This window comes from Pseudothioclava nitratireducens (assembly GCF_029210495.1).
GTDB lineage: Bacteria > Pseudomonadota > Alphaproteobacteria > Rhodobacterales > Rhodobacteraceae > Pseudothioclava > Pseudothioclava nitratireducens.
This window is the reverse complement of sequence record NZ_JARGDK010000034.1, coordinates 1-1,177: the sequence shown is the minus strand read 5'-3', so window position 1 is coordinate 1,177 and position 1,177 is coordinate 1. Positions and strand designations below refer to the sequence as shown.

Genomic DNA, 1,177 nt, shown 5'->3' with positions numbered 1-1,177 from the left:
ATGGCAAAGGAAAAGTTTGAACGTACGAAACCGCACGTCAACATCGGCACGATCGGCCACGTTGACCACGGCAAAACGACGCTGACGGCAGCGATCACCAAGTATTTTGGTGACTTCAAAGCCTACGACCAGATTGACGGCGCGCCGGAAGAGAAAGCCCGCGGGATCACGATCTCGACCGCACACGTCGAGTATGAGACCGAAGGCCGTCACTACGCGCACGTCGACTGCCCCGGCCACGCCGACTACGTGAAGAACATGATCACCGGTGCGGCTCAGATGGACGGCGCGATCCTGGTTGTGAACGCGGCTGACGGCCCGATGCCGCAGACGCGCGAGCACATCCTGCTCGGCCGTCAGGTGGGCATCCCCTACATGGTCGTGTACCTGAACAAGGTCGACCAGGTTGACGACGAAGAGCTGCTCGAGCTGGTCGAGATGGAAGTCCGTGAGCTTCTGTCGTCCTACGACTACCCCGGCGACGATATTCCGATCGTCAAAGGCTCGGCTCTGGCCGCGCTCGAAGGCCGTGACCCGGAAATCGGCGAGAACTCGATCCGCGCGCTTCTGGCCGCCGTCGACGAGTACATCCCGACCCCGGAGCGCGCTGTCGACCAGCCGTTCCTGATGCCGATCGAAGACGTGTTCTCGATCTCGGGCCGTGGTACGGTTGTGACCGGCCGCGTCGAGCGTGGCGCTGTGAACGTGGGTGACGAACTTGAGATCGTGGGTATCCGCGACACCAAGAAAACCACCTGCACCGGCGTTGAGATGTTCCGCAAGCTGCTCGACCGCGGCGAAGCGGGCGACAACATCGGCGCGCTGCTGCGCGGTATCGACCGTGACGGCGTTGAGCGTGGTCAGGTTCTGTGCAAGCCGGGTTCGGTGAAGCCGCACACGAAGTTCGAAGCTGAAGCCTACATCCTCACCAAAGAGGAAGGTGGCCGTCACACCCCGTTCTTCGCGAACTACCGTCCGCAATTCTACTTCCGCACCACGGACGTCACCGGCACGGTGATCCTGCCGGAAGGCACCGAGATGGTGATGCCGGGCGACAACCTGAAGTTCAACGTCGAGCTGATCGCACCGATCGCCATGGAAGAGAAGCTCCGCTTCGCTATCCGTGAAGGCGGCCGCACCGTCGGCGCTGGCGTCGTCTCCAAAATCATCGAGTGAT

1 protein-coding gene is annotated in these 1,177 nt (G+C 61.8%); it reads left to right on the top strand.

Features of this window, described 5'->3' with window-relative positions:
- The coding region (gene tuf / locus P0X85_RS15070; protein WP_275815187.1) for an elongation factor Tu at window positions 1-1,176 on the top strand (1,176 nt) is incomplete at its 5' end.
- Window position 1,177 lies beyond the last annotated feature (1 nt).